The 20,439-nt window shown below is 70.9% G+C and carries 18 protein-coding genes and 1 pseudogene; 7 read left to right on the top strand and 12 right to left on the bottom strand.

Going from position 1 to position 20,439, the window contains the following annotated elements; genetic code table 11:
- Window positions 1-18: 18 nt before the first annotated feature.
- The 6 genes and pseudogenes from GFH49_RS09010 to GFH49_RS08985 all read right to left on the bottom strand — a co-directional run.
- On the bottom strand, window positions 19-1,443 hold the full coding sequence (locus GFH49_RS09010) for a lysine N(6)-hydroxylase/L-ornithine N(5)-oxygenase family protein (RefSeq protein WP_155055278.1): 1,425 nt from the start codon (window positions 1,441-1,443) through the stop codon (window positions 19-21).
- A complete protein-coding gene (locus tag GFH49_RS09005) occupies window positions 1,440-2,993 on the bottom strand; it encodes a pyridoxal phosphate-dependent decarboxylase family protein (RefSeq protein WP_155055277.1) in 1,554 nt (517 codons plus the stop codon). Before GFH49_RS09005 ends, GFH49_RS09010 begins: the two co-directional genes overlap by 4 nt.
- Before the next feature lie 305 nt (window positions 2,994-3,298).
- Window positions 3,299-5,836 carry an aminopeptidase N gene (gene pepN, locus GFH49_RS09000; protein WP_155055276.1) on the bottom strand — a complete coding sequence of 846 codons (2,538 nt, stop codon included), beginning with the start codon at window positions 5,834-5,836 and terminating at the stop codon, window positions 3,299-3,301.
- 48 nt (window positions 5,837-5,884) lie between these two features.
- Entirely contained in the window at window positions 5,885-6,418 is a 534-nt protein-coding gene (locus GFH49_RS08995) for a response regulator (protein WP_155055275.1), read from the bottom strand.
- Window positions 6,419-6,560: 142 nt separating this feature from the next.
- Window positions 6,561-6,911: a chorismate mutase gene (locus tag GFH49_RS08990; protein ID WP_155055274.1), complete on the bottom strand. Its 351-nt coding sequence runs from the start codon at window positions 6,909-6,911 to the stop codon at window positions 6,561-6,563.
- 148 nt (window positions 6,912-7,059) lie between these two features.
- A pseudogene (locus GFH49_RS08985) lies at window positions 7,060-7,335 on the bottom strand (helix-turn-helix transcriptional regulator); the annotation flags it as partial.
- A gap of 293 nt (window positions 7,336-7,628) precedes the next feature.
- On the opposite strand from GFH49_RS08985, the gene GFH49_RS08980 reads away from it, so the two are divergent.
- Entirely contained in the window at window positions 7,629-8,510 is an 882-nt protein-coding gene (locus GFH49_RS08980; protein WP_155055273.1) for a hypothetical protein, read from the top strand.
- A 64-nt stretch (window positions 8,511-8,574) separates the two neighbouring features.
- On the opposite strand, the gene GFH49_RS08975 is transcribed toward GFH49_RS08980, so the two are convergent.
- Both GFH49_RS08975 and GFH49_RS08970 read right to left on the bottom strand, forming a co-directional pair.
- The gene (locus GFH49_RS08975) at window positions 8,575-9,480 is read right to left on the bottom strand and encodes an SDR family oxidoreductase (protein ID WP_155055272.1); all 906 of its coding nucleotides are present in this window, start codon (window positions 9,478-9,480) and stop codon (window positions 8,575-8,577) included.
- 71 nt (window positions 9,481-9,551) lie between these two features.
- The gene (locus tag GFH49_RS08970; protein ID WP_155055271.1) at window positions 9,552-10,319 is read right to left on the bottom strand and encodes an SDR family oxidoreductase; all 768 of its coding nucleotides are present in this window, start codon (window positions 10,317-10,319) and stop codon (window positions 9,552-9,554) included.
- Window positions 10,320-10,444: 125 nt separating this feature from the next.
- Here GFH49_RS08970 and GFH49_RS08965 point away from each other — a divergent pair, with 125 nt between their 5' ends.
- The 4 genes from GFH49_RS08965 (at window position 10,445) to GFH49_RS08950 (ending at window position 13,865) form a co-directional block, all read left to right on the top strand.
- Window positions 10,445-11,203 (top strand): enoyl-CoA hydratase family protein, encoded by a 759-nt coding sequence (locus GFH49_RS08965; RefSeq protein ID WP_155055270.1) that lies wholly within the window; start codon window positions 10,445-10,447, stop codon window positions 11,201-11,203.
- A 72-nt stretch (window positions 11,204-11,275) separates the two neighbouring features.
- Entirely contained in the window at window positions 11,276-12,091 is an 816-nt protein-coding gene (locus tag GFH49_RS08960) for a CoA transferase subunit A (RefSeq protein WP_155055335.1), read from the top strand.
- The gene (locus tag GFH49_RS08955) at window positions 12,088-12,816 is read left to right on the top strand and encodes a CoA-transferase subunit beta (protein WP_155055269.1); all 729 of its coding nucleotides are present in this window, start codon (window positions 12,088-12,090) and stop codon (window positions 12,814-12,816) included. Before GFH49_RS08960 ends, GFH49_RS08955 begins: the two co-directional genes overlap by 4 nt.
- Window positions 12,816-13,865, top strand: a complete 1,050-nt coding sequence (locus GFH49_RS08950) for an NAD(P)H-dependent flavin oxidoreductase (RefSeq protein ID WP_155055268.1) — start codon at window positions 12,816-12,818, stop codon at window positions 13,863-13,865. The genes GFH49_RS08955 and GFH49_RS08950 overlap by 1 nt, the downstream gene beginning before the upstream one ends.
- Window positions 13,866-13,945: 80 nt before the next feature.
- On the opposite strand, the gene GFH49_RS08945 is transcribed toward GFH49_RS08950, so the two are convergent.
- From GFH49_RS08945 to GFH49_RS08935, 3 genes are read right to left on the bottom strand one after another with little or no spacing between them, the layout of a single operon-like run.
- Window positions 13,946-15,103, bottom strand: a complete 1,158-nt coding sequence (locus GFH49_RS08945) for an acetyl-CoA C-acetyltransferase (RefSeq protein ID WP_155055267.1) — start codon at window positions 15,101-15,103, stop codon at window positions 13,946-13,948.
- Window positions 15,104-15,138: 35 nt separating this feature from the next.
- Window positions 15,139-15,753 (bottom strand): TetR/AcrR family transcriptional regulator, encoded by a 615-nt coding sequence (locus GFH49_RS08940; protein WP_155055266.1) that lies wholly within the window; start codon window positions 15,751-15,753, stop codon window positions 15,139-15,141.
- Between the two features lie 26 nt (window positions 15,754-15,779).
- Window positions 15,780-16,568 (bottom strand): SDR family oxidoreductase, encoded by a 789-nt coding sequence (locus tag GFH49_RS08935; protein ID WP_155055265.1) that lies wholly within the window; start codon window positions 16,566-16,568, stop codon window positions 15,780-15,782.
- Window positions 16,569-16,686: 118 nt separating this feature from the next.
- Between GFH49_RS08935 and GFH49_RS08930 the strand changes: the two genes are divergently transcribed.
- Window positions 16,687-17,826: an acyl-CoA dehydrogenase family protein gene (locus GFH49_RS08930; protein WP_155055264.1), complete on the top strand. Its 1,140-nt coding sequence runs from the start codon at window positions 16,687-16,689 to the stop codon at window positions 17,824-17,826.
- On the top strand, window positions 17,826-18,776 hold the full coding sequence (locus tag GFH49_RS08925; RefSeq protein ID WP_155055263.1) for an acyl-CoA dehydrogenase family protein: 951 nt from the start codon (window positions 17,826-17,828) through the stop codon (window positions 18,774-18,776). Before GFH49_RS08930 ends, GFH49_RS08925 begins: the two co-directional genes overlap by 1 nt.
- Here the strand turns inward: GFH49_RS08925 and qcrB are convergent.
- Complete coding sequence (gene qcrB / locus GFH49_RS08920; RefSeq protein ID WP_155055262.1) at window positions 18,751-20,406, bottom strand: cytochrome bc1 complex cytochrome b subunit; 1,656 nt, start codon at window positions 20,404-20,406, stop codon at window positions 18,751-18,753. The two genes, GFH49_RS08925 and qcrB, sit on opposite strands and share 26 nt — an antisense overlap.
- Window positions 20,407-20,439: the final 33 nt, after the last annotated feature.

Below are 20,439 nucleotides of genomic sequence, written 5' to 3'. Positions count from 1 at the left end.
TCCGGCGCCGTTGTCGTGTCAGCGTCCGTCGAGGAGGGGGGTGAGGGGGCGGGGCCGGCGGGTGGCTGGGATGTGGGGTTGGGGTTGGGGTTCGAGGCCGAAGGTGGTGAAGGCGGTGCGGCGTGGGAGGGGGTAGGTGTCCTTGCCGGTGAGGCAGTTGAGGATGGTGGCGCTGCGCCAGGCGGCGAGGCCGAGGTCGGGGGTGCCCACGCCGTGGGTGTGCTGTTCGGCGTTCTGGACGTAGATGTGGCAGCCGGAGCCGGCGACGGTGGGGTCGAGGACGAGGCGGAACTGTTGGTCGATGCGGGGGCGTTCGCGGCTGTCGCGGCGCATGTAGGGGTCGAGGCCGGCGAGGATGCGGTCGAGGGGGCGTTCGCGGTAGCCGGTGGCGAGGACGACGGCGTCGGTAGTGAGGCGGGAGCGGGTGTTCTGCTGGGTGTGTTCGAGGTGCAGTTCGATTTTGGTGGTGGCGACGCGTCCTGCGGTGCGGACGCGGACGCCTGGGGTGAGGACGGCGTCGGGCCAGCCGCCGTGCAGGGTGCGGCGGTAGAGCTCGTCGTGGATGGCGGCGATGGTGTCGCTGTCGATGCCTTTGTGGAGCTGCCATTGGGAGGTGATGAGGCGGTCGCGGACGGGTTCGGCGAGGGCGTGGAAGTAGCGGGTGTAGTCGGGGGTGAAGTGTTCGAGGCCGAGTTTGGAGTACTCCATGGGTGCGAAGGCTTCGGTGCGGCCGAGCCAGTGGAGTTGTTCGCGGCCGGCGGGGCGGTGGCGGAGCAGGTCGAGGAAGATTTCGGCGCCGGATTGTCCTGATCCGATGACGGTGACGTGTGCGGCGGCGAGCAGGGTGTCGCGGTGGCCGGCGTAGTCGGCGGCGTGGATGACGGGGACGGCGGGTGCTTCGACGAGGGGTTTGAGTGGTTCGGGGATGTGGGGTTCGGTGCCGATGCCGAGGACGATGTTGCGGGTATAGGTGCGGCCGAGGGATTCGGCTTCGCCGTCGGTGCCGAGTTGGGTGAAGTCGACTTCGAAGACGTCGCGTTCGGGGTTGAAGCGGACGGCGTCGACCTGGTGGCCGAAGTGGAGTGCGGGGAGGTTTTCGGCGACCCAGCGGCAGTAGGCGTCGTATTCGGTGCGCTGGATGTGGAAGCGCTCGGCGAAGTAGAAGGGGAAGAGCCTGTCGCGGGCCTTGAGGTAGTTGAGGAAGGTCCAGGGGCTGGCGGGGTCGGCGAGGGTGACCAGGTCGGCGAGGAAGGGGACTTGGATGGTGGCGCCTTCGATGAGCAGGCCGGGGTGCCAGGCGAAGGTGGGGCGCTGGTCGTAGAAGACGGTGTCGAGTTCGGCCAGGGGGTCGGCGAGGGCGGCGAGGGAGAGGTTGAAGGGGCCGATGCCGATGCCGACGAGGTCGCGGGGGGTGTCGGCCTCGTGGTGTGGGGGGTTGGTCATCGGGGGGTGGTTCCTTCCACGAGTTTCAGGAGTCCGGCGAGGTCGTCTGGCCGGGTGACGGGGTTGAGGAGGGTCGCTTTGAGCCAGAGTCGGCCGGCGAGGTGTGCCCGGCCGAGGACGGCGCGGCCGTCGGTGAGGAGTTGTCGGCGTATGGCGGCGACGGTGTCGTCGCCGGCCGCGGTGGGCCGGAACAGGACGGTGCTGATGGTGGGTGTGTCGTAGAGCTCGAATCCGGGATGATCGTGTACGAGCGTGGCGAACTCGTGGGCGTGGTCGCAGACTTGATCGACGAGTTCGCCGAGTCCTCTCCGGCCGAGGGTTTTGAGGGTGACGGCGATTTTGAGGGCGTCGGGGCGGCGGGTGGTACGCAGGGCGCGGCCGAGCAGGTCGGGGAGGCCGGCTTCGGTGTCGTCGGCGGCGTTGAGGTAGTCGGCGTGGTGGTGCAGCGCGGCCAGGTCGCGGGTGTCCTTGACGGCGAGGAGTCCGGCGGCGACCGGCTGCCAGCCGAGTTTGTGCAGGTCGAGGGTGACGGTGTCGGCGGCTGTCAGTCCGGTGAGTTTCGCGCGGTGCTGGTGGCTGAAGAGGAGGGGGCCGCCGTAGGCCGCGTCGATGTGGAGTCGTGCGCGGTGGGTTCGGCAGAGTGCGGCGATGTCGGGGAGGGGGTCGATGAGTCCGGCGTCGGTGGTGCCTGCGGTGGCGGCTACGAGGATCGGGCCGGGGAGCGCGGCGAGGGCTCGGTCGAGGGCGGCGGGGTCGAGGGTGCCGGTGGGCGCGGGTACGACGACGGGGTCGGGGAGGCCGAGCAGCCAGGCGGCGCGGGGCAGCGAGTGGTGCGCGTTGGCGCCGACGACCAGCCGCAGGCTCGTGCCGTGTGCTTCGCGGGCGAGGAGGAGGGCGAGTTGGTTGGATTCCGTTCCGCCGGTGGTGATGAGGGCGCTGGCGGGGGCGGCCGGGGCGGCGGCGGGGGCGGCGGGGTCGTCGGCGGGGGCGGCCGGGGCGGCGGCGGGGGCGGCCGGGGCGTCGGCGGGGGCGGCGGGGTCGTCGGCGGGGGCGGCCGGGGCGGCGGTCGTGGGGAGGGCTTCCGCGGCGGCGGTCGTGGGGAGGGCGTCGGTGGTGGCGGCGTGTTCTGCCGGCTCGGCCGGGTAGATCTCCGCCGCGAGTGCCCGTGTGACCAGTGTTTCCAGTTCTGAGGCGGCCGGGGCCTGGTCCCAGGAGTCGAGGGACGGGTTGAGGGCCGATGCGGCGAGGTCGGCCGCGGTGGCGACTGCGAGGGGTGGGCAGTGGAGGTGGGCCGCGCACAGTGGGTGCGCGGGGTCGGCGGCGCCTTCGGCGACGGCGTGCACGAGGACGCGCAGGGCTTCCGGGTCGCCTGCGTCGGGCAGTACGTCACCCACCGCGTCCCGCACGCGCGCGGCGACCGCCTCCGGGCCTCCCGCGGGCAGTGGGCCGCTTCGTGCCCGCTCGCCGGTGTGGAGCGCGTCGAGGACGGTGTCGAGCAGTCGCCGCAGGGCGTGAGGGCCCTCGGGTCCTTGGGGCGGCAGCGTGCTCATGGGTGTCCTCCGGGCGCCGGGCAGAGGGGGTTCCAGCTTGTACGCGGTTGCGTGGTGGCGCCCGAAAAGCCCAACGATCGGAACCCGAATGGGGGTACTTCCGTGCGGGGAAAATGTGTTGGGGGTGTCGGACTTGCGGCCGGGCCCGCTTTGCGGTCACGGGTTTCGCCTCGGGCTGATCATCCGGTCCCGGTCGAGCTGGGAACGGCGATCAGCCCGACCGCGTCCACCGCATTTACCGCGTTCACCGCATCGATTGCATCGAATGCACCGAATGGGGCGAGCGGCGCGCTGTGTCGTCGCCCTCAGGCCTCCCGGACGCACAAGGCCCGTGCCAGGTCGTCGAGTTGGTCGACCAGCTTGCGGCGCAGGGCGGGGATGGGGTCGCCGTCGCGCAGGCAGGTCTCGCCGAGGTGGAGGGTGCCGGCGTCGACGGCGTGGACGGGGAAGGCCCAGCGGCCGGCGGCTTCGGCGATGGCGGGGCCGCGGCGGGCGGCCACAGTGACCGCGTCCGCGTAGTAGCGCGGCACGTACTCCCGTACCAGATCGGCCTGTTCGGGCTGCCAGAAGCCTTGGGCGGTCGCCTTGAAGAGGTAATTGGAGAGGTCGTCGGTGGTGAACATCGCCTCCCAGGCTGTGTGCTTGGCCTCCGGGTCGGGCAGGGCGGCCCGGCACCGGGCGGCGCCTTCCTGGCCGGTGGCGCTGGGGTCGGCTTCCAATTCGGCGGCGATGGCCGCCTCGTCGGTGGCGCCGAGGACGGCGAGGCGGGCCAGGACGCGCCAGCGCAGCTCGGGGTCGAGTTCGGGGCCGCCGGGCACGGTGCCGTCGGCGAGCCAGGCGGCGATGGTGTCGGGATGGGCGGCGACGTCGATGAAGTGGCGTACGGCGATCAGGCGCAGGCCGGGGTTGTCGCCGTCCTCGGTGCGGCGCATCAGGTCGCGGCAGAGGCCGCGGAGGGCGGCCAGCGCGGAGGGCCGCTCCTCGGGCTGTACGTAGCGGTCGGCGATCTGTTCCGAAGCGAAGGCGAGGACGCCCTGGACGATCGCGAGGTCGGTTTCCTCGGGGAGGTGGGTGCCGGCCGCGGCGAGGTAGTCGCCCGGGGCGAGGTCGCCGTCCCGGATCATGTCCCGCAGGCCGTTCCACACGACCGCGCGGGTGAGTGGATCGGGGATGCCGGACAGGCTGCGCAGGGCGGTCTGCAGGGATTCCTCGTCGAGGCGGGTCTTCGCGTAGGTGAGGTCCAGGTCGTTGGGGACCACGAGGGCGGGGCGGTGACCGGAGCAGGGCTCGGGGGACGGGTCCTGCGGGATGTCCGTCTCGTAGCGTTCACGCAGGACGAGTGCGCGGCCGTCGCTGAGATCGCGGTCGTAGACGCCGATGGTGATGCGGTGCGGGCGGCTGCCGTCGTGGTCGAGAGCGACGGTCCACCCTTCGGGGTGGGTCTCGACCGAGGCGGTGAGCTTGTCGACGCCGGTGGTGCGCAGCCAGGTGTCGGCCCAGGCGTGGACGTCGCGTTCGGTGGTGGTGGCGAGGGAGTCGATGAAGTCGGCGAGGGTGGCGTTGCCGAACTTGTGGCGGGCGAAGTGGGTGTTGATGCCGGCGAGGAAGTCCTTCTCGCCGAGCCAGGCGACGAGTTGGCGTAGTGCGGAGGCGCCCTTGGCGTAGGAGATGCCGTCGAAGTTGAGCAGGGCGGAGGCGGTGTCGTCGACGGCTTCGGGGGCGACGGGGTGGGTGGAGGGGCGCTGGTCGGCGTCGTAGCCCCAGGCTTTGCGGGTGACGCCGAACTCCACCCAGGTGTCGCCGCCCCACTTTCCGGGGGGAGTCCCTTTGGACCCCCCAAGGCTGACTTCGGTGAGGGTCTGGTAGCCCATGTACTCGGCGAAGGACTCGTTGAGCCAGATGTCGTCCCACCACTTGAGGGTGACGAGGTCGCCGAACCACATGTGGGCCATCTCGTGGGCGATGACCATGGCGCGGGTCTGCCGCTCGGTGTCGGTGACCGCGGAGCGGAAGACGAATTCGTCGCGGAAGGTGACCAGTCCGGGGTTTTCCATGGCGCCGGCGTTGAACTCGGGGACGAACGCCTGGTCGTAGGAGTCGAAGGGGTAGGGCTCGTCGAACTTCTCGTGGTAGCGGTCGTAGCACGCGCGTGTGACCTCGAAGAGTTCTTCGGCGTCGGTGTCGAGGTGGGGCGCGAGGGAGCGGCGGCAGTGCAGGCCGAAGGGCAGGCCGCGGTGTTCGGTGCGTACGGAGTACCAGGGGCCGGCGGCGACGGCGACGAGGTAGGTGGAGATCAGGGGGGTGGGTGCGGCCTGCCAGCGGCCTTCGCCGAGGTGTTCGGTGATGCTGTTGGCGAGGACGGTCCAGCCTTGGGGGGCGGTGACGGTGAGGTCGAAGACGGCCTTGAGGTCGGGCTGGTCGAAGGCGGCGAAGACGCGCTGGACGTCCTCCATGAACAGCTGGGTGTAGAGGTAGGTTTCACCGTCGGTGGGGTCGGTGAAGCGGTGCATGCCCTCGCCGGTGCGGGAGTAGCGCATGGCGGCGTCGAGGCGCAGTTCGTGCTCGCCCGGGGTGAGGCCCTTCAGCGGGAGGCGGTTGTCGTCGAGGGTCTGCGGGTCGAGGTGCTGTCCGTCCAGCGTGGCGGAGCGCAGCTCCGCGGGCTTGAGCTCGACGAAGGTGTCCGCGGCCGCCTGGTCTCCGCGCACGGTGAACCGGATGACGGTACGGGAGTCGAAGCTCTCGTCGCCGGTCGTCAGGTCGAGTTCGATCGTGTAGCGGTGGACGTCGAGGAGCTGGGCACGGGTCTGCGCTTCGTCGCGCGTGAGTACGGACATGCAGGCCATGCTGCCTGATGGCACTGACAACGCACAGGCCCAGATCGGTAACGCACCCTATGTCCGGCCCTGTTCCAGTTTTTCGGTCTGGGTTCCCGGGGGCCGCTGGTTCGGTACGCGGGCGTCGGGGTGGGGTAGGGCGGGCCGTGGGGGGTGGTTCCGGACGAGGGCGCGCAGTTCGCGGACCTCCCGTTCGAGGGCGAGGTGGCGCTGGTGGGCGTCGTACAGGTAGCGGACCTTGGTGCGCAGGGCCCAGGGGTCGACGGGTTTCATGACGAGGTCGGCGACGCCGAGTCCGAAGGCGGTGGAGGTCAGTTCCTGGTCGGCGCCGAAGCCGGTGAGCAGGATGACGGGGATGTGCTGGGTCTGTTCCACGCGCCGCATGTAGCGGACCACGTCGAGGCCGCTGACGCCGGGCATGCGCACATCGAGCAGGAGGAGGCCGACCCGGCCGCGGAGCACCTGCTTGAGTGCCTCGTCGCCGCTGGTGGCGCGGGCCAGCAGGTAGCCGAGCGGCGCCAGGGTGCTCTCCAGTGCGTACAGCGTGTCCTTGTGATCGTCGACGATGAGGATCCTGGATTCCGACGGCATGGCCCGGCGTCCTCCCTCCCGCGTGGACAATCAGCTTATGTCCGGGTACTGACGGGGCGTGCTCGTCAGCTGACAAGGAGTGCACAGGGCAGCATGCCTCTCGTGGGCCCGCCTGTCACGCCCCGGAGAGCATGGGACGAGGTCAATTGGCCGCCGGTGTAGAGCCGTTCACGGTGTCCTCGGCGATGATCTCGTGGTGCCTGATCACTTCGGCGATGATGAAATTGAGGAACTTTTCAGCAAAGGCGGGGTCGAGCTTGGCGCTTTCGGCGAGCGCGCGCAGCCGGGCGATCTGCCGGGCCTCGCGGGCGGCGTCGGCGGGCGGCAGCTGGTGGGCGGCTTTGAGGTGGCCGACCCGCTGGGTGCATTTGAAGCGTTCGGCGAGCATGTGGACGACGGCCGCGTCGATGTTGTCGATGCTGTCGCGCAGCCGGGCGAGTTCCTCGCGGACGGCGGGGTCGACGTCACCGGTCGAGGTGTTGCTGGTGGTCATGGCCGAAACCCTACGGGGCGCCCGGGCTGCTGATCACCGCGCGCGGGGAAAGAGTGCGGGTTGTCGCTGGTGCCCCGGCAGGCGGCGTTTGCCCGCGGCGAAAGGACGTGCCGGGCGACGGGGCGAACCTTGCCGGTTGGGGCGCTGGCTAGGGCGTGTGCGGGGTGTCGGGGTCGGGGATGCGGTCGCTCCGGCTGTCGGGGATGACGCGGCCCTCCTGGGCGCGGAAGCGGATGGGGGCCATGCCGACGCGGCGGGTGAACAGGCGGGAGAAGTAGGCGGGGTCGTCGTAGCCGACGCGCCGGGCGACGGCGGCGACGGGCAGTTCGGTGACGGCGAGGAGTTCCTTGGCGCGGCCCAGGCGGATGCCGAGCAGGTAGTCCTTGGGGCTGCAGCCGGCCACGCGGCGGACGGCGGCGCGCAGTCCGGGCGTGGACGGTGTGGCCTTCGAGCCGCCGGCCGGGGAGGGCGCCTCCGGGCTGTACCGGGGTACCGTCATGGTCCGCGGTGCCGGGGACGTCTGCCTGGAGCTGTCGGGCTGGAGGCGCTGGTTTGCGTGGATCAACGGCTTCAATGGCCGCCGCCGTCGGGTGACGTGTGGGTTGGTGGAGTTCGAGGGACCTCGGCGGAAGCCGGGCTCCGGCGATGGCCGACCCGCGAAACCCGCCCATACCCTCGTAGAGTGGAATCGGGTCAGGGCGTCTTGGGGGTACGGGCGTGGCGAACGACGGACCGGTCGAGCACGGCTACCCACACCTGGAGACGGTGCGGGAGTCGATCACCGCGCTCTACAAGCGGCTGTCGTACGACACCATCCAGACGTTCGCGACCAGTGTGGCCCCCGTCGACGTGGCGTTCTGCGACACCGACGACCTGTATCTGGGCGCCCAGCGGGTGGCCCGGGAGCTGGTACGGCACTACCGGCTCCCGGACGCCCGGGTGATCGTCAGCTTCCGCGAGATGAAGCACGCCGCGAACGTCGAACTCGCCGCGGGACCGGAGTACTTCATCGAGCTGAACGACCGTTTCCGCACCCACCGGCGGGACATCGGCGCGGCCCTCGCCCACGAGATCATGCACGTCTATCTGCACCGCCTCGACCTGTCCTTCCCCGGTACCCGTGACAACGAGATCCTCACCGACACCGCGACGACGTATCTGGGCGCCGGCTGGCTCCTTCTGGACGCCTACCGGGAGGACGCCGCGTCGTCGCAGAAGCTCGGCTATCTGACACCGGAGGAATTCGGCTACGTCCTCGCCAAGCGCTCCCTGGTCTTCGGCGAGGACCCGTCGGTGTGGTTCACCAGTCCGCAGGCCTACACGGCGTACACCAAGGGCATGGTCCAGGCCCGCCGCGACGAGGAACAGCCCCCGCTGACGGCCGCCGGCTGGGCGGGCCGCCGCCGCTACGCCCGCGACCGCCGCCACGCCCACGGCCCCCAAGCCGGCGTCCCCTACACCTTCAGCCCCGACGGCGGCGGCCACCTCCGCGTCACGTTCCCCTGCCCGACCTGCCACCAGCGGATCAGGGTGCCGGTGCGGGGGCGGATGCGGGCGCGGTGTTCCTTGTGCCGGACGGTGCTGGAGTGCGATACGTAGCTGCTCCGCCGGCAGGTCGGTCCATCGCCCCCATCGTGGCGGAGCCGCATATCAGGGCGCTGATCTACCCGCCGTACGCCGCCCCCGGCCTCTCCGCCCGCGCCAGCAGCTTCAGCACCGTCTCCCCCACCTCCCCCGCGTCCCACCGGGCCCCCTTGTCTGCCGTCGGTCCCGGCCGCCAGCCCTCCATGACCGTGATCCTGCCGCCCTCCGCCTCGAAGACCCGCCCGGTCACCCCCGCGCTGCCCGCGGAGCCCAGCCAGACCACCAGCGGCGAGACGTTCTCCGGGGCCATCGCGTCGAAGCCGGCGCCCGGCGCCGCCATGGTCTCGGCGAAGGCACGCTCCGTCATCCGGGTCCGGGCCGCCGGGGCGATCGCGTTGGCCTGGACGCCGTACCGCCGCAGCTCCGCGGCGGCGACCAGCGTCAGCCCGACGATTCCCGCCTTCGCCGCGCTGTAGTTGCCCTGCCCGACCGAGCCGAGCAGGCCCGCGCCGCTACTGGTGCTGACGATCCGCGCGTCGGGCAGCCGGCCCGCCTTGGCCTCGGCACGCCAGTGCGCGGCGGCATGCTTCAGCGGCAGGAAGTGACCCTTGAGGTGGACGCGTACGACGGCGTCCCAGTCGTCCTCCTCCAGGTTGACCAGCATCCGGTCGCGCAGGAAGCCCGCATTGTTGACGAGGGTGTCGAGCCTGCCGTACGTCTCCAGCGCGGTCCGGATCAGTGCGGCGGCACCGTCGGTCGTGGCGATGTCGCCGCCGTGCGCGACGGCCTCGCCGCCCGCCGCGCGGATCTCGTCGGCGACCTGGCCGGCCGGGCTGTCGGGGCCCGGTGTGCCGTCCAGGCCGACGCCGAGGTCGTTGACGACGACCCGCGCGCCCTCGGCGGCGAACGCGAGGGCGTGGGCGCGGCCGAGACCGCGGCCGGCGCCGGTGACGATCACGACCCGCCCCTCGCAGATTCCGGTCATGACACGTCTCCTTGTCGACTCATCGCTTTTGTCTGGCCCGGCACTCGTCTTTATCTGGCGCGGCACTCGTCTCACCTCTCCTTGTTGACGGTTGCGGCATCCAGGAACGCGGGCCGCTCCCCGCCCCCGTGCACCAGCAGGCTCGCCCCGCTGATGTAGGCGGCCGCGTCGGAGGCGAGGAAGACCGCGGCGGCGCCGACGTCGGCGGGATCGGCGAGGCGGCCGAGCGGGATCGTGCGGCCGACCGCCTCGATGCCGTCGTCGCCGCCGTAGTGCAGGTGGGACAGCTCCGTGCGGACCATGCCGACGACGAGGGTGTTGACGCGGACCTCCGGCGCCCATTCCACGGCCATCGAACGGGCGAGGCTCTCCAGGCCCGCCTTGGCCGCGCCGTACGCCGCCGTGCCGGGTGAGGGGCGGTCGCCGCTGACGCTGCCGATCATGACGACGGTCCCGCGGGACCGCTTGAGGTGCTCGTACGCGGCGAGGGAGGCGGTCAGTGGAGCGATCAGGTTCAGTTCGACGACCCGTGCGTGCCGCTCGGCGCCCGCGTCCGCCAGCCGCCGGAAGGGACTGCCGCCCGCGTTGTTGATCAGCACGTCGAGCCGGGGCAGTCCGCCGAAGAAGGCGCGCACGGCGTCCGGGTCCCGCAGGTCCACGGGCACGAACTCGGTTCCCTTGACGGGGTCTTCAGGCGGCCGGCGTGCGCAGGTGACGACCTCCGCGCCCGCCTCGGCGAACGCCTTCGCGATGCCCGCGCCGACGCCGCGGGTGCCGCCGGTGACGACGGCGACGCGGTCGGCGAGGGGCCGGTCGCGAGGGTTGGCGGAGTTTTCCACAGGGTCTGGTGCTCGGTTTTCCACAGGGCCTCCCGCCGGGATCCGCCTGCTGCTAGCTTCGAAGCCTCACACCTAACAAATGTTTGGTGGAAAGGTAGCTGAGTGCGAAGGTAGCTGATGCGCCCATGGGTGTCTCCACCTCGTCCCCGGAAAAGGGGCCCGAAAAAGACGGCATCGCCGTTGTCACGGTCGACTTCCCGCCGGTGAACGCCCTGCCGGTGGACGGCTGGTTCGCGCTGGCCGACGCGGTGCGCGCGGCCGGCCGCGATCCGGAGGTGCGGTGCGTGGTGCTGGCCGCCGAGGGGCGGGGGTTCAACGCCGGCGTGGACATCAAGGAGATCCAGGCGCGCGGGCAGAGCGCGCTGGTCGGCGCCAACCGGGGCTGCTTCGCGGCCTTTTCGGCGGTGTACGAGTGCGAGGTGCCCGTGGTGGCGGCGGTGCAGGGCTTCTGCCTGGGAGGAGGCATCGGTCTCGTGGGGAACGCGGATGTGATCGTGGCGAGCGAGGACGCCGAGTTCGGGCTGCCGGAGCTGGACCGTGGAGCGCTGGGCGCCGCCACCCACCTGGCCCGGCTGGTCCCGCAGCACCTGATGCGCGGCCTGTACTACACCTCGCGCACGGCGACCGCGGCCGAGTTGCAGGCGCACGGTTCGGTGTGGCGGGTGGTGCCGCGCGTGGAACTCCACTCGGCGGCCCTGGAGTTGGCCCGCGAGATAGCCGCGAAGGACGGGGAACTGCTCCGGCTGGCCAAGGCCGCCATCAACGGCATCGACCCGGTGGACGTGCGCCGCAGTTACCGCTTCGAGCAGGGCTTCACCTTCGAGGCGAGCGTGAGCGGAGTGGGCGACCGGGTCCGCGACACCTTCAGAAAGGAAGGTGACTGAGTGGGTGACATGGCGATGACCACCGCGGGTGACAAGGCGACGCCCGCCGTGGGCGACACGACGATGACCGCCGTGGGCGAAAAGACGATGACCGCCGACGAAGCCGTCTCTCGGCTGGAGAGCGGCATGACCCTCGGCATCGGCGGCTGGGGCTCGCGCCGCAAACCGATGGCCCTGGTGAGAGCAGTGCTCCGCTCCGGCATCACCGACCTCACGGTGGTGTCCTACGGCGGTCCGGACGTCGGCATGCTCGCCGCCGCCGGCCGGATCCGCAGACTGGTCGCCCCCTTTGTCACCCTCGACTCGATCCCTCTCGAACCGCACTTCCGGGCGGCCCGCGAGCGGGGGGAGCTGGAGCTGATGGAGATCGACGAGGCGATGTTCATGTGGGGACTGCACGCGGCGGCGAACCGGCTGCCCTTCCTGCCTGTACGGGCCGGGATCGGCTCCGATGTGATGCGGGTCAACCCCGCTCTGCGGACGGTGACTTCGCCGTACGACGACGGGGAGACGTTCGTGGCCATGCCCGCCCTGCGCCTGGATGCGGCCCTGGTCCATGTCCACCGCGCCGACCGGCGGGGCAACGGCCAGTATCTGGGGCCCGACCCGTACTTCGACGACCTGTTCTGCGAGGCGGCGGACGCCGCGTACGTCTCCTGCGAGCGGATCGTGGACACCGCCGAGCTGACGAAGGAGGCGGCAGCCCAAACGCTGCTGATCAAACGCCACACGGTGACGGGCGTGGTGGAGGCGCCGGGCGGTGCGCACTTCACGTCCTGTGCGCCCGACTACGGGCGGGACGAGGCCATGCAGAAGGAGTACGCGACCACACCGTGGGCGGAGTTCGCCGAGCGGTTCCTCAACGGGCCCGAGAAGGAGGGGACATGACCGTGACGCGGAGTGAGTTCTGTGTGATCGCCTGCGCCGAGGCCTGGCGCGGCGCAGGTGAGATCCTGGCGAGTCCCATGGGCCTGATCCCCTCCATCGGCGCGCGCCTCGCCCGGCTCACCTTCGCACCGGAGCTGCTACTGACCGACGGGGAGGCGATGCTGGTCGACGTGGACGGCACCGTCGAGGGCTGGCTGCCGTACCGGCAGCACCTCACCCTCGTCACCGGCGGCCGGCGGCACGTGATGATGGGCGCGAGCCAGATCGACCGCTTCGGCAACCAGAACATCTCGTGCATCGGCGACTGGGAGCAGCCGAGGCGGCAGCTGCTGGGGGTGCGGGGTGCGCCGGTCAACACCCTCAACAATCCGACCAGTTACTGGATCCCGAGGCATTCCCGGCGGGTCTTCATGGAGAAGGTCGACATGGTGTGCGGGGTGGGGTACGACCATGCGGCCGGTGCCCGCCATCACCGCATCCCCCGGGTCGTCTCCGACCTCGGCGTCTTCGACTTCGCGACCCCGGACCGCTCGATGCGGCTGGCCTCGCTGCATCCCGGGGTGACCGTCGAGGAGGTCGGGGATGCGACGGGGTTCGCGCTGACGATCCCCGACGAGGTGCCGTACACGCGTGAGCCGACGCCCACCGAACTGCGCCTGATCCGCGAGGAGATCGACCCGCACGACACCCGCGCGCGTGAGGTCCCCGAGGGCGTGAGGGCCTGATGGACACCGCGCTCACCCGGCTGGTCGGGGTCCGCCACCCGATCGTGCAGACGGGCATGGGCTGGGTGGCGGGCCCGCGTCTGGTCTCGGCGACGGCGAACGCGGGCGGGCTGGGCATCCTGGCCTCGGCGACGATGACGACCGGCCGGCTGCGTGAGGCGATACGCGAGGTCAAGTCCCGTACGAAGGCGCCCTTCGGGGTCAATCTGCGCGCCGACGCCTCGGACGCCGGGGACAGGGCACGGATGCTGATCGAGGAGCGGGTCCGGGTCGCCTCCTTCGCGCTGGCGCCCTCTCCCGAACTGATCGGCACGCTCAAGGACGCGGGCGTGGTCGTGATCCCGACGGTCGGTGCCCGGCGCCATGCCGAGAAGGTCGCGGCCTGGGGCGCGGACGCGGTGATCGTGCAGGGCGGGGAGGGCGGCGGGCACACCGGCGAGGTGGCGACGACGGTGCTGCTGCCGCAGGTCGTGGACGCGGTGCGGATACCCGTCGTGGCGGCGGGCGGCTTCTTCGACGGGCGGGGCCTGGTCGCGGCACTGGCCTACGGGGCGGCAGGCGTCGCCATGGGCACCCGCTTCCTGCTCACCTCGGACTCGACGGTGCCGGACGCGGTGAAGGCGCGGTATCTGACGGCGAGCGTCCGGGACGTCACGGTCACCAGGGCGGTCGACGGCCTGCCCCACCGCATGCTCCGCACGGAACTGGTCGACTCGCTGGAGAACTCCGGCCGGGCGAGAACTCTGCTGCGGGCCGTGGGCCATGCGGCCCGCTTCCGGAAGCTGTCCGGCATCGGCTGGTCCGCGATGATCCGCGACGGTCTCGCCCTGAAGCACGGCAAAGACCTGTCCTGGAGCCGGGTCCTGCTCGCCGCGAACACTCCGATGCTGCTCAGGGCGTCGATGGTGGACGGGCGTACGGACCTCGGGGTGATGGCGTCGGGGCAGGTCGCCGGGGTCATCGACGACCTGCCGTCGTGCACGGAACTGATCGACCGGATCATGAAGGAGGCCGATGCGGCACGAGAGAGACTCGCAGCCTCTCAATGATCGTCACGTTCGCCTGCCGCCGCCCCCACACACATCGACACCACCCCCGCGACCCTCGCCCCACGCGGGCCCACGGGGCGTTACAGCCTCTCGATAATCGTCACATTCGCCTGCCCGCCGCCCTCGCACATCGTTTGCAGCCCGAACCGTCCGCCCGTGCGCTCCAGTTCGTGGAGCAGGGTCGTCATCAGTTTTGTGCCGGTGGCGCCGAGTGGGTGGCCCAGGGCTATTGCGCCGCCGTTGACGTTGACCTTCTCCGGATCCGCGCCTGTCTCCTTCAGCCAGGCCAGGACGACGGGGGCGAAGGCCTCATTGATCTCGACGAGGTCGACGGCGTCGATGGACAGGCCGGTCTTCTTCAGGGCATGGGCGGTGGCGGGTATCGGGGCGGTCAGCATCCGGATCGGGTCCTCGCCGCGCACCGAGAGATGGTGGACACGGGCGCGCGGCGTCAGCCCGTGCTCGTGCACCGCCCGCTCCGAGGACAGCAGCATCGCCGCCGCGCCGTCGGATACCTGAGAGGAGCAGGCGGCCGTGATCGTGCCGCCGTCGACGACCGGCTTCAGTCCGGCCATCTTCTCCAGGGAGGTGTCCCGGCGCGGCCCCTCGTCGACGGTGACGTCCCCGTACGCCACGGTCTCGCGCGCAAAGCGGCCCTCGTCGATCGCCCGCAGCGCCCTCCGGTGCGAGCGCAGCGCGAACTCCTCCTGGTCCAGCCTGCTGATCCCCCACTTGCCGGCGATCATCTCGGCGCCGACGAACTGGTTGACCGCCCGGTCCCCGTACCGCGCCCGCCAGCCCTCGCTGCCCGCGAAGGGGCCCTGGGTGAAGCCCAGCGGCTCGGCGGCCTGCCGGGTCGCGTAGGCGATCGGGATCTGCGACATGTTCTGCACACCGCCCGCGACGACCAGGTCCTGGGTCCCGGACAGCACGCCCTGCGCCGCGAAGTGCACGGCCTGCTGCGAGGACCCGCACTGCCGGTCCACCGTCACGCCCGGCACCTCCTCCGGCAGCCCGGCGGCCAGCCAGCAGGTGCGCGCGATGTCGCCGGCCTGCGGCCCGACCGCGTCCAGACAGCCGAAGACGACGTCCTCGACGGCGGCCGGATCGACCCCGGCCCGGGCGACCAGTTCCTTCAGCACATGCGCGCCCAGGTCGGCCGGATGGACCTTGCTCAGTCCTCCCCCGCGCCGCCCGACGGGCGTACGGACCGCTTCGACGATGTAGGCCTCGGCCATGGCAACTCCCCAGACTTCCGGACTCCAGCAGTGAGTCAGGTACGTACGGCGATCCCGTCCAGCACCATCGACAGGTACTGCCGGGCGATCTCCTCCGGGCTGTGGTGTCCGCCGGGCCGGTACCAGGACGCGGCGACCCACACCGTGTCCCGCACGAACCGGTAGGTGAGCCGGACGTCGAGGTCGGACCGGAAGACCTGGCCCGCGACCCCGCGCTCCAGCGTGGACAGCCACGCCTTCTCGAACTTGCGCTGCGATTCGGCGAGGAACGCGAACCGCTCCTGCGCCACGAGGTGCTTGGACTCCTTCTGGTAGATAGCGACGGCGGCGCGGTGCCGGTCGATCTCCCGGAACGACTCGGTGACCAGGGCCTCCAGCGTCTCGCGCGGGCCCAGCCCGGCGGCGCCCAGGACGGCGTCGTACCCGTCCCAGAGCTCGTCGAGGAACGTCCGCAGGATCTCCTCCAGCATCGATTCCTTGGAGTCGAAGTGGTAGTAGAGGCTGCCGGCCAGCATCCCCGCGTGGTCCGCGATCTTGCGGACGGTGGTGGCGTTGTAACCCTGCTCGGCGAAGACCTCGGCGGCGGTGTCGAGGAGCTCGCGCCGGCGCTCGGGGGCGGCGGTCACCTGGGGCTTCTTCTTCGTAGGCACAGGCACATTGTGGTCCCGCTCCGTCGTCAGGGATGCCGGCTGCTGACGGAGACGACCTCCCCGGTCATGTACGAGGAGTAGCCCGACGCCAGGAACACGATCACGTTGGCCACCTCCCAGGGCTCGGCGTACCGCCCGAAGGCCTCCCGCTGGGTCAGCTCGGCCAGCAGGGCGGGGCTGGTCACCTTCACCAGGTGCGGATGCATGGCGAGGCTCGGCGAGACCGCGTTGACCCGCACCCCGAACTCGGCGGCCTCCAGCGCCGCGCACCTGGTCAGCGCCATCACGCCGGCCTTCGCGGCGGCATAGTGCGCCTGCCCGGCCTGGGCACGCCAGCCGAGGACGGAGGCGTTGTTGACGATCACCCCGCCGGCGCCGCCGGCCCGGAAGTGCCGTAGGGCCGCCCGGGTGCACCGGAAGGTTCCGTTCAGCGTCACATCGATCACCTTCGACCACTGTTCGTCGGTCATGTGGACGAGGTCCGAAGTACCGCCCAGCCCGGCGTTGTTGACGACGACATCCAGTCGGCCGTGCTTCTCGATGGCCGCCTCGAACAGCGCGCTCACCTGCGTGTCGTCGATGACGTCGCACGGCAGAGCGGCAACGGCCGACCCGAACTCCCCGGCCAGCTCGGCCTCGTACTCCTTGAGCCGCCGCACATGCGCGTCGCTGATCAGCACGCGCGCGCCCTCCTCCAGGAAGCGCCGCGCAGTCGCCCCGCCGATCCCCGCCCCGGCCGCCGCGGTGATGACGGCGGTGCGGCCCTTCAGCAGCCCGTGCCCGGGTACGTAAGCCGGACTCTCGACGCCTGTCATAGGGACACGCTAACCTACCAAACACTTGTTAGGGAAGACCGCCGAGGGCATCACGGTCGAAAAGATCACGGTCTAGGAGACCACCGCCGAGGAGACCACGGCTGAGGGGACGCCACCGATGGACCTCACCTTCACACCCGAAGAGGACGCCTTCCGGGCCGAGGCCCGCGCCTGGCTGCGCGCGCACGTGCCGTCCGTCCCGCTCCCTTCCCTGGAGACCCGGGAGGGCTTCGCCGCGCACCGCGCGTGGGAGGCGGAACTGGCCGCGGACCGCTGGTCGGTGGTGGACTGGCCGAGCGGGTACGGCGGCCGGGACGCGGGCCTGATCAGATGGTTGATCTTCGAGGAGGAGTACTACGCGGCAGGCGCCCCCGGCCGCGTCGGTCAGAACGGCATCAGCCTGCTCGCCCCCACCCTCTTCGACCACGGCACGCGGCAGCAACGCGCGCGCGTGCTGCCGTCGATGGCCTCCGGCGAGGTGATCTGGGCCCAGGCGTGGTCGGAGCCCGAGGCCGGTTCGGACCTGGCATCCCTGAAGGCCAAGGCCGTCCGCACGGACGGCGGCTGGCTGCTGACCGGGCAGAAGACCTGGTCGTCACGGGCCGCCTTCGCCGACCGCGCGTTCGGCCTCTTCCGCAGCGAGCCGGACACCCCGAAGCCCCACCAGGGCCTGACCTACCTGATGTTCGACCTGCGCGCACCGGGCGTCACCGTCCGCCCCATCGGCCGCCTCGACGGAAAACCCGCGTTCGCCGAGCTGTTCCTGGACGAGGTGTTCGTGCCGGACGAGGACGTGATCGGCGAACTCGGTCAGGGCTGGCGGATCGCCATGTCGACCGCGGGCAACGAACGCGGCCTGAAGCTCCGCTCCCCGGGCCGTTTCCTGGCGAGCGCCTGCCGCCTGCTGACGCTCTGGCAGGCGCAAGGAGGACCGGAAACCACGAAGCCCTCTGTCGCAGACGCCCTGATCGGCGCCCGCGCCTACCAGCTCTTCACCTACGCCGCCGCCTCCCGCTTCCTGGACGGCCAGGAACTCGGCCCGGAGTCCAGCCTGAACAAGGTCTTCTGGTCCGAGTACGACATCGCGCTGCACGAGACGGCCCTCGATCTCCTGGGCGAAGAGGGCGAGTTCACGGACACGGACTGGTCGGAGGGGTACGTCTTCGCCCTCGCCGGCCCGATCTACGCGGGCACGAACGAGATCCAGCGGGACATCATCGCCGAACGCCTGCTCGGCCTCCCGAAGGGACGCCGCTGATGCGCTTCCTCCTCGACGCCGAGCAGCGCGCGTTCGCCGCCTCGCTGGACGCGATGCTGACGTCCGCCGACACACCCTCGGTGGTACGGGACTGGAGCCGCGGCGAGCGCGGCAGCGGACGCGCGCTGTGGAGCCGTATCGCACAGGCGGGCGTGTTCGCCCTGGCGGTACCGGAGGAGTACGACGGGCTGGGCCCCCGGCCGGTCGAACTCACCGTCGCCTTCGTGGAGTTGGGGCGACACGCGGTACCGGGCCCGCTGGTGGAGACCGTGACGGCGGCCGTCCTGCTCGACAAGGCCGAACGCCTGCTCCCGCCCCTCGCCTCCGGCGAGACCATGGCGACGTTGGCGTACGGCAGCCCGTACGCCCTGGACGGCGACGCGGCCACGACCCGCCTGGCTCTCACCCCCGACGGCCTGCACCTGGCCCCAGGTCACGGCCCCGTCCGCCCCTCCCTCGACCCCGCCCGCCGCCTCACCCCCCTCACCCCGGGCGGCGAACTGCTCACCCCCACCCCGCCCGTCGGGCACGCCCTCGCCCGGGCCCGCCTCGCCACCGCCGCTCAGGCCCTGGGCGTCGGCCTCGCCCTGCTCGACAAGACCGTCGCCTACGTCAAGCAGCGCACCCAGTTCGGCGCCCCCATAGGCTCGTTCCAAGCCGTGAAGCACAGGCTGGCCGACGCGAAGATCGCCCTTGAGTTCGCCCGTCCGCTGCTCTTCGGCGCGGCACTGACCATGGAGCCCGCCGACATCGCCGCCGCCAAGGTCACGGCCTGCGAGGCGGCGTACACCACCGCGCGTACCGCCCTCCAACTGCACGGCGCGATCGGCTACACGGCGGAGTGCGACCTCTCCCTCTGGCTGACCAAGGCCCGTGCCCTGCGCACCGCCTGGGGCACCCCGGACGAGTGCCGGGCCCTGGTCGTCAGTGGTGGTGGTCGCCGCTGGTGACCTCCCGGTACTCCTCCACCGTCGGCTTCTCGATCCGCTTCCCGGGCCCGAACATGGCCCGCGACAGCCGGGCCCGCAACCGCTCGGACCGCTTGACCCGACGGCGGACACCGCCCGCGTCGACCAGCGGCCCGAGTTCGTACGGCGGGTACTGCTCGTGCTGGGTGAGGGTGAACAGCTGCTCCTGCGAGGCGGGTTCGTGGACCTCGATGTACTCGCCGTTCGGCAGCCGCTTGACCGTGCCCGTCTCCCTGCCGTGCAGCACCTTGTTCCGGTCGCGGCGCTGAAGGCCGAGACAGATCCGCTTGGTGATGCTGAAGGCCAGGACCGGCACCACGAAGACGGCGATCCGCACGAACCAGGTGATGTCGTTGATGGACAGATGCAGATGGGTGGCGACGATGTCGTTGCCGCCGCCGATCAGCAGCACCACGTAGAGGCTGAGCCAGGCCACGCCGAGGCCGGTTCGCACGGGCATGTTGCGCGGCCGGTCCAGGATGTGGTGCTCGCGCCTGTCGCCGGTGACCCATGCCTCGACGAAGGGGTACACGCCGATGGCGACCATGACCAGCGGGAACAGCGCGAAGGGGATGAACACTCCCAGCACGAGCGTGTGTCCCCAGAGGTTGATCTCCCATCCGGGCATCACCCGGATCAGCCCCTCGGAGAAGCCGAGATACCAGTCGGGCTGGGCGCCGGTGGTCACCAGATCGGGGCGGTAGGGGCCGAAGGCCCATACGGGGTTGATGCTGGCGATGCCACCCAGCATCGTCAGCACGCCGAAGACGAGGAAGAAGAAGCCGCCCGCCTTCGCCATGTAGACCGGCAGGAAGGGCATGCCGACCACCGTCTTATTGTCGCGGCCGGGGCCGGGATACTGCGTGTGCTTGTGGTAGAAGACCAGGATCAGATGGGCGGCCACCAGCCCCAGCATGATCCCGGGCAGCAGCAGGACATGGATCGGGAACAGGCGCGAGATGATGTCGTGCCCGGGGAACTCCCCGCCGAAGAGGAAGAACGACAGGTACGTCCCGACGACCGGGACGGACAGGATCGCGCCCTGGGCGAAGCGGATGCCGGTGCCGGAGAGCAGGTCGTCAGGGAGGGAGTAGCCGGTCAGGCCGGTGATGATGCCGAGCATCAGCAGGGTCCAGCCAAAGACCCAGTTGAGCTCGCGCGGCTTGCGGAACGCGCCGGTGAAGAAGATCCGCATCATGTGCACGAGCATGGCGATGACGAACACCAGCGCCGCCCAGTGGTGGATCTGCCGGATCAGCAGTCCGCCGCGCACATCGAAGCTGAGTTCGAGCGTGGACTCGAACGCCCGGGTCATCAGGACGCCGTTGAGCGGTTCGTACGAGCCGTGGTACTCGACCTCGACCATGCTCGGCTCGAAGAACAGGGTGAGGTAGACGCCCGTCAGGATCAGCACGATGAAGCTGTAGAGCGCGATCTCGCCCAGCATGAAGGACGGGTGGTCCGGGAAGACCTTGCGCATCTGGGCCTTGGCCAGCCCGTAGATCCCCAGCCGCCCGTCGGCCCAGTCGGCGAGTTTCTCGCCCCTGCCGGGAGCCTGCCTGCGCGAGCGTGCGGACCCGGCCGCCTCGTCCACCGATCGTGCGCCGTCCATGCCTCGTCGTCTCCCCGTCGGATCTCACTCAGC

It is taken from the genome of Streptomyces blattellae (assembly GCF_009709555.1).
GTDB classification, from domain to species: Bacteria; Actinomycetota; Actinomycetes; order Streptomycetales; family Streptomycetaceae; genus Streptomyces; species Streptomyces blattellae.
Note: the sequence above shows the minus strand (reverse complement) of the source record. Positions and strands in the feature narration are given on the sequence as shown.